The sequence below is a fragment of the Streptomyces olivaceus genome, assembly GCF_000721235.1.
GTDB lineage: Bacteria > Actinomycetota > Actinomycetes > Streptomycetales > Streptomycetaceae > Streptomyces > Streptomyces olivaceus.
In genome coordinates, this window is the sequence record NZ_JOFH01000027.1 from 362,567 (window position 1) to 369,670 (window position 7,104).

General features: G+C 69.4%; 8 protein-coding genes and 1 pseudogene. 4 read left to right on the forward strand and 5 right to left on the reverse strand.

Annotated elements, in window-relative coordinates:
* The gene (locus IG94_RS0128095; RefSeq protein ID WP_043484745.1) at positions 1 to 408 is read right to left on the reverse strand and encodes a VOC family protein; all 408 of its coding nucleotides are present in this window, start codon (positions 406 to 408) and stop codon (positions 1 to 3) included.
* A 140-nt stretch (positions 409 to 548) separates the two neighbouring features.
* Here IG94_RS0128095 and IG94_RS0128100 point away from each other — a divergent pair, with 140 nt between their 5' ends.
* Entirely contained in the window at positions 549 to 875 is a 327-nt protein-coding gene (locus tag IG94_RS0128100) for a hypothetical protein (protein ID WP_031043144.1), read from the forward strand.
* On the opposite strand, the gene IG94_RS0128105 is transcribed toward IG94_RS0128100, so the two are convergent.
* Entirely contained in the window at positions 865 to 1,179 is a 315-nt protein-coding gene (locus IG94_RS0128105) for an STAS domain-containing protein (RefSeq protein WP_031043146.1), read from the reverse strand. The genes IG94_RS0128100 and IG94_RS0128105 overlap by 11 nt on opposite strands.
* Before the next feature lie 149 nt (positions 1,180 to 1,328).
* Here IG94_RS0128105 and IG94_RS0128110 point away from each other — a divergent pair, with 149 nt between their 5' ends.
* The gene (locus IG94_RS0128110) at positions 1,329 to 2,843 is read left to right on the forward strand and encodes a carboxylesterase/lipase family protein (RefSeq protein WP_031043148.1); all 1,515 of its coding nucleotides are present in this window, start codon (positions 1,329 to 1,331) and stop codon (positions 2,841 to 2,843) included.
* Here the strand turns inward: IG94_RS0128110 and IG94_RS40845 are convergent.
* Both IG94_RS40845 and IG94_RS38905 read right to left on the reverse strand, forming a co-directional pair.
* Positions 2,794 to 2,970, reverse strand: a complete 177-nt coding sequence (locus IG94_RS40845; RefSeq protein WP_078892455.1) for a DUF397 domain-containing protein — start codon at positions 2,968 to 2,970, stop codon at positions 2,794 to 2,796. The genes IG94_RS0128110 and IG94_RS40845 overlap by 50 nt on opposite strands.
* A pseudogene (locus IG94_RS38905) lies at positions 2,967 to 3,784 on the reverse strand (helix-turn-helix domain-containing protein). Before IG94_RS38905 ends, IG94_RS40845 begins: the two are co-directional and overlap by 4 nt.
* A 112-nt stretch (positions 3,785 to 3,896) precedes the next feature.
* On the opposite strand from IG94_RS38905, the gene IG94_RS0128120 reads away from it, so the two are divergent.
* Together IG94_RS0128120 and IG94_RS0128125 are read left to right on the forward strand one after the other, a co-directional pair.
* A complete protein-coding gene (locus tag IG94_RS0128120) occupies positions 3,897 to 4,328 on the forward strand; it encodes an ATP-binding protein (RefSeq protein ID WP_031043152.1) in 432 nt (143 codons plus the stop codon).
* Positions 4,329 to 4,564: 236 nt separating this feature from the next.
* A complete protein-coding gene (locus tag IG94_RS0128125) occupies positions 4,565 to 6,142 on the forward strand; it encodes an ISL3 family transposase (RefSeq protein WP_031043155.1) in 1,578 nt (525 codons plus the stop codon).
* 13 nt (positions 6,143 to 6,155) lie between these two features.
* On the opposite strand, the gene IG94_RS0128130 is transcribed toward IG94_RS0128125, so the two are convergent.
* Positions 6,156 to 6,740: a GNAT family N-acetyltransferase gene (locus IG94_RS0128130; protein ID WP_031043158.1), complete on the reverse strand. Its 585-nt coding sequence runs from the start codon at positions 6,738 to 6,740 to the stop codon at positions 6,156 to 6,158.
* Positions 6,741 to 7,104: the final 364 nt, after the last annotated feature.

The following is a 7,104-nucleotide window of genomic DNA, read 5'->3' on the forward strand; positions in this document are numbered from 1 at the left end:
CTACTGGACCGCCGCCGTGCCCAGCGGCGCGAAGAGGTCCACGCCGTGGCCGTCGGGGTCGGCCAGCACGGCGTACCGCTGTCCCCAGGGGGCGTCCCAGGGCTCGCGCTCGCCGCGGCTGCCCGCGCCGGTCAGCTCCGCGTACAGGGAGTCCACCTCGGCAGGCGTGTCGCACAGCAGCGCGAGCGAGTGCCGCCCGCCCCCGGCCGGCGGCTCCCACCCCGGCGTGAAGGAACGGACGGAGTCCTCGGTGTCCAGCAGCAGCCGGATACCGCCGGGCAGCCCGGCCTCGGCGTGCGGCTGCTCCCCGGAGCCCTCCGGGAACGCGAAGCCGAGGTGGCGGTAGAAGGCCACGGAGGCGGCCATGTCGGAGACGATGAGGCTGATGGCGTCGAATCGTGCGGTCATGGCGCCACCGTAGGCAGGACGGTCCGGACCGGTCTTGAAGAAACCGGACACCCGGCGGAACCGCTCCGATTCAAGTGGCTTGGCTCAGAAGCAGCTCAAGCCGCTTGATCCGGACCGGCGCCGGAGTCGACGATGACCATATGTTCGGACGGAGCAAACCACTGGAACTCAATGTCGTCGTCCTGCGCGACGCCGACGTCATCGCCCACGGCATCCGGCAGGCGCTCGCCGACGCGACGCCCGAGGAACGGCCGGGACTGGAACGCGCCGCCGCCCTGGTCGCGCAGGCCGCCGCGGGCTCCGACGCGGAACTGCGCGCCCGCTGGGTCCACGAACGCCTCGCCGCGGCGGGCCACGAGGGCCCCGCCGACTCCGTGCAGGCCATCAAGACCCTGCGCGAGTCCGCCCCCGGCCTCAGCCTGCTCTCGGCCGTCCAGCTGGCCAAGGACGCCGCCGCTACTTCGTGAACCCCGCCACGGTGTCAAGGCCGGCCTGCCGCAGTGTCCGCTGGACGGCGGGGCGGGCACCCCGGACCGTCAGCGCGACGGGCTCCGGCGTCCGGGTGACCGTCCGCAGCAGCGCGTAGGCGCACGACAGGTCGATGTGCTCCAGGCCGCTCATCTCCAGGGTCCAGGCGCCCGTCTTCCGCAGCCGCGGTTCGAGCAGCAGCTCCTCCAGCACGCCCAGCGCGCGGGCGTCCAGGTCCCCGGCGAAGGCCAGGACCGCGTGCCGCTCGTCGGCCTCGGTGATCCTTACGGGTGCGTCCGTCACGACAACCTCCTCGGTGGCACGGTGCGGGCCTGCGCGTGGCCTCCATTGTCCCTCAGCCGGGGCGGCAGGGGCGCCCCGGAATAGATCCGTACGCCGGGACGCTCTGGCATGAGCAGTGCAGCTGTGCGGTGAAGGGCTGGTGAGGCGGGATGGCAGGCCAGACGAACCCCGTGGTGAGCACACCCCACGGGGCGGTGCGCGGCAGGTACGAGCACGGTGTCGCCGTGTTCCGGGGCATCCCCTACGCGGCACCCCCCTTCGGACCAGGCCGCCGCTTCCACCCGCCCGCCCCGCCCGAGCCCTGGGACGGCATCCGCGACGCGGTCTCCTTCGGCCCCACAGCGCCGAAACCGCCCTACTCCGAGGCCTTCGCCCGCTACCTCTCCGACCCGGCGATCCCCGGCGACGACTGCCTCAACCTCAACGTCTGGACCCCCGAACCCGGCCCCGGCGCCCGCCTACCCGTCCTGGTCTGGCTGCACGGCGGCGCCCTGACCAGGGGCTCCTCCGCCGTACCGGTCTACGACGGCCACACCTTCGCCCGCGACGGAGTGGTCTGCGTCTCGATCAACTACCGACTGGGTGTGGAGGGCTACGGCCTGTTCCCGGACGCCCCCGCCAACGCCGGCCTGCGCGACCAGATCGCCGCGCTCGAATGGGTGCGGGACTCGATCGCGGCCTTCGGCGGCGACCCCGACCGCGTCACCGTCGCCGGCCAGTCCGCGGGCGCCATCAGCACCGGCGCGCTCCTCGCCGCCCCGCGGGCCCAGGGCCTGTTCCGGCGGGCCGTGCTCCAGAGCGGCGCACCCGAAGTCTCCGACCGGGACAAGGTACGGCGCATGGTCCGTCGCATGGCCGCCCGCCTGAAGATCCCGGCCACCGCCGAGGCCTTCGCCGCCGCCGACCGCGACCAGCTGCTGCGGGCCCAGGCCGAGGTGGGCCGGTTCAGCAGCCCCGTACTCGGCGGCCCCGGGTTCGGCCTCGTCGTCGACGGCGACGTACTGCCCCGCGATCCGCTGGAGGCGCTCGTCGACGGCGCTACGTCACCCGACGTCGACCTCATGATGGGCTGGACCCGCGACGAGTACCGGCTCTGGCTGGTCCCCGGCGGCCTCGTCGAACGCGTCGACCGTCTCGGCGCCGTCGCCCTCGCCGGGGCCCGCGCCCGCTGCCACTGCGGCAACGAGGTCATCCGCGGCTACCGCGCGCTGCACCCCGACGCGGGCGCCGCCGAGACCGTCGGCCAACTGGTCACCGACCACCTGCTCCGCATCCCGATGCACCGCGTGGCCGACGCGCGCCCCGCCTCCTCCACGTACGTCTACGAGTTCGCCTGGCCGTCCACCCTCCCCGACCTGGGCTCCTGCCACGCCCTGGAGCTGGGCTTCGTCTTCGACTCCGGCGACGGCCCCGACGCCCGCAGACTCGCGGGCGAGGGCGCTCCGCAGGACCTCGCCGACGCGATGCACGGAGCGTGGGTCCGCTTCGCCGAGACCGGCGCCCCGGGCTGGCCGTCATGGGACGCCACGCACCCCGTACGCATCTTCGGCGACGGCCCCCCGCACACGGCCCACGGCCCGCTGGACGCCGAGTACGACCTGTGGAAGACCGACGTCACCGCGCCGTCGCGAGGAACGCGGCCCAGGCGGTTGGTGAAACGGTGACGTGTCCCTGCGGGGCTTTGGAGTCGCGGATGTGGATGGCGGTGGGGGCGGTGGCGACCTCGACGCAGTTGCCGCCTTCGCTGCCGCTGTAGCTCGACTTGAACCACCGAAGTGCGGTGCTGCTCATTGCTCTCCTAGGAGACGGTCCAGTAGATCCCTCGTGTCCTCGGGGGTGAGGGCCTGAGACCGCAGCATCGCACACTTCTGCGTAAGGATCCCCACCTCATCGGGATCAGCGATCAGTTGGCTGCCACGCTGGTTCTCCGTGTAGGCGAGCCGCTGGTGGTCGGGCGTTTCGAGCAGGACGAACGGGCCGTCGAGCGAGGCGTGACTGGCACGGTCCAAGGGCAACACCTGCAGCATGAGCCCAGGTAGCTCGGAGCACGCGCGAAGGTGCCGGAGCTGCTCTGTCCAAACCTGTCGGCCACCGAAGGGCGCGTGGACGACCGGTTCCCAGACCACGAAGCAGGTGATCGGGGGTTCCTTGCCCTGCAAGATCCCCTGCCGCTCGATACGAGCCGCCGCCAGTCGGGCAATCGTGTCCTCGTCATAGACCGGCACACGACTGCGGAACACCGCCCACGCGTACGCCTCCGTCTGGAGCAGACCCGGCAACACCTGGTTCTCGTACGACGAGATGGCGATGGCCTCCCGCTCCCTGTCCAGGAACTCCTCCGCCCACAGCGGAACCAGATCCACCTCCGGCATCCTGCTCAGCGCGACCGACAACGCCCCCTTTGTGCCGAGGAATCGTCGAGTTGCTCGGCGAGGTCCGGCTTCAGCGGGCGTCGGCCTTGTTCGATCGAGGCGATCTGCTGCTCGCCGATGACGAACCGCTCGCCCAGCGACCGCTGCGTGAGCCCTGCCGCCTGCCGGTAGAGGGCGAGCAGCGCACCCACCATCTTCATCGCGGAGGCGTTCCTCCGTGTCGTCGTGCCCATGAGGTCGAACTCCCCGTCCGTGCGCGTACGTTCACCATCGCGCACCCGTACAGACCGCCCGTACGTCCCTGCGCACTGTTCCATGATGACCACGGAGCGTGACTCTCGTCACGTGAACAACGAAACTCCACCCCCCTCCCCACGTGAGCGTTTCTACCGCCGTGAGCGCCGGTCCGTCCCCGCCGCACGGGCGTTCGCGCACGAGGTGCTCGCCGACTGGGGTGTGCGTGAGCGCGCGGACGACGTGGCGCTGTGCGTGAGCGAACTGGCGACCAACGCGTTGGTGCACGGCGCACCACCCGGCCGAGGCTTCCTGCTGCGGCTGCTCCCCTGCGGGGACGGTGTGCGCGTCGAGGTCCACGACAGCGGGGACGGGGTACCGGCCGTACCCCAGGCCCCCGACCGATCGGACGAGAGCGGGCGCGGACTGCTACTGGTGTCAGAGCTGGCCGACAAGTGGGGAGTGGCGGAACGGGCACCTGGCAAGGTGGTGTGGTGCGAGTGGACCGGCGCTCGGGCCAGGGATGGGGCCCTGCCCCGATGAACTTGCGTGTCGCGCAACAGGTATGTGAGGGCGCAGAACAGGGGCGGGGGGCGTTACCGCGGGTGCGGGGACGACCGTCGTGCTTGGCCATGAACTCGGCTTTGTTCGTTTGTTGCGGCTCTGGTCCACTTCGTGTGGTCGCGTACGCAGGGTGACTGTTGATCTTCGTGTGATGGCGGTCGAGTTCGCCCGAAAATCGCTGGGTTGGATGGTGGTGTGGTCGACAGTCCTTCGCCGTGAACACAGTGCGGCCGCAGCTGAATGAGCTGCTGTTCTCCTCGGTGGAGGGCGTGTTGGTGGAAGCGGTTGAGGTGACCGACACAGTCGTCCGGATCGATGCCCGTACGACCGCAGGGCAGGTGGCCTGTCCGGGGTGTGGATGCTGGTCTGGGCGAATACATGGCTCCTGCCTGCGATTTCCTCGCGATCTACCGACGGCGGGCAAGTTCGTCGTGATGTCGTTGCGGGTGCGGCGATTCGTCTGCGAGGAGGAATCCTGCGAGCGGAAGACCTTCGCCGAGCAAGTGACCGGCCTCACCCGCAGGTTCGGGCGACGGACCGAGCGGTTGCGGTCGACGCTGGTGTCGGTCGGGCTTGCGCTCGCGGGCCGGGCCGGCGCCCGGATGACGGACGCCTTCAAGGTTCCGGTCAGCCGGAACACGCTGTTGAGGCTGATCGCCTCGCTTCGGGACCCCGTCACCACCACACCCCGTGTGGTCGGCGTGGACGAATACGCCCAGCGCAAGGGCCGCGTCGAAACACGTCGCCCGATCGATCTCCTTCCCGACCGGGAGGCCGATACGCTCGCGGCCTGGCTCGCCGAGCGGCCCGGCATCGAGATCATCTGCCGTGACCGGGCCCCATTTTTCACCGAAGGCGCCACCCGCGGCGCCCCGCAGGCCCTCCAGGTCGCTGACCGATGGCACCTCTGGCACAACCTGGGCGAAGCCGCCGAGAAATGCGTCTACCGGCACCGCGGCTGCTTACGCCCCACGCCGGAACAGCCAGAGGAACCCCAGCAGCATGAGCCGGAGCCGGCCGCCTCATCTCCCTGGCCGACAGGACACCGGTTCGCCGAACGCACCCGTGCCAAGCACGCCACCATCCACGCTCTCCTCGCCGCCGGTCACAGCAAGCGGTCCGTCGCCCGGCAGCTCGACATGACCCTCAACACGATCCTGCGGTTCTCCCGCGCCGCCACCCCGGAGGAGATGTTCACCGGGCAGTGGCAAAACCGTACGACCAGGCTCGACGCCTACAAGCCCTACCTCGATCAGCGCTGGCAGGAAGGCTGCACCAACGCCTGGAAACTCTGGGAGGAGATCAAGGAACAGGGCTACCCCCGCGGCTATGCCAGTGTCCGCGACTACGTCAGCAGGACTCTTCGCGGCAAGCCCCAACCGGTCGGCCCCCGCCCACCGACAGCTCGCGCCGTTACACGCTGGCTCCTCACACACCCCGACGCACTGCCCGAAGTCGACCGACTCCAGCTCAAAACCGTCCTGGCCAACTGCCCCGAACTGATGGCACTCTCCGAACACGTGCGCACTTTCGGCCACATGGTCGCTCACCTTCGAGGCGATCAGTTGCCGGCCTGGATCGAAGCGGTAACTTCCACTACCGACCTGCCCAGCCTCCGGCACTTCGCCCAGCACCTCGAACGCGACCTCGACGCCGTCACCGCCGGCCTCACACTGCCCTGGAACTCCGGCGTCGTCGAAGGCCACGTCAACCGGATCAAGATGCTCAAGCGCCAGATGTTCGGCCGTGCCGGCTTTGCTCTCCTGCGGAAACGGGTCCTCCTCGCTCCGTGACGGCAGCACACGATCAGACAGTGGCTTTGGCCGCGACCCGTGTAAGCAGCTTGTCCCGCAGAGAGGGCCACTCATCCGCGAGCACGCTGTAGTACAGCGAATCACGGCGTGTGCCGTCCTGACGCACCATGTGACTGCGCAGCGTCCCTTCATAGACGAGACCCAGCCGTGTCAGGGCCTGCTGGGACCGCACATTGAGGTTGTCGGTGCGCAAGGCGACTCGGGCGAGACCCAGATCGTCGAAGGCGTGCCCGAAGAGCAGCAGCTTCGACTCGGCGTTATAGGGGCCGCCCCAGCAAGAACGATCGAACCACGTCGCGCCTATCTCCGCGCGGCCCTCAGCCAGGTCAAGCTCATACAGACTGGTCGAACCGATCACGGCCTTGTCCCTCAGACGCTGGACCGCAAAACACCTCCGGGCTCGGTCCGCCAGCATCTGGCTGATCATCGCCTGCATCTCTTCCAGATAACCGGGCCGAGGCCGGGGCATCCACTGCCACACCTCGGGATCCGACGCAGAGGGAAAGAGATCTTCAGCATGGTCGACGGACAGCGGGATGAGACGGACGGCGCGGCCGAGGAGGGAGTCATTGCTCATCACTGCACCGTAGCTTCGGGCCCGCTGCCTCACGGCCTAGATGGAGATCACATTGCCGTCGTCACGCACAGCGACCGCACCACAGGAAGTGGACCAGAGCCTTTGTTGCGACAGCAGTTGTCGATGAGGTTGGGCAGCACTTACCGATCTTCGGCGCGTTCGTTGTTCAGCAGATTTGACGGCGGCCGAGAGTGAGTGAGTCGGCGCAACGTGTTGCGCGTGCTAAAGGCGGTAGTCCCGGTCCTCGCCCTGGTGGTGGTGACGGCCGGGTGTTCCTCGTCCGAGGGCGGGGACGAGCAGCGGCTGACCGCGCAGCGGGAGAACTACTGCACGCAGCTGGGGGCGTGGCAGAAGGCGCGGAACG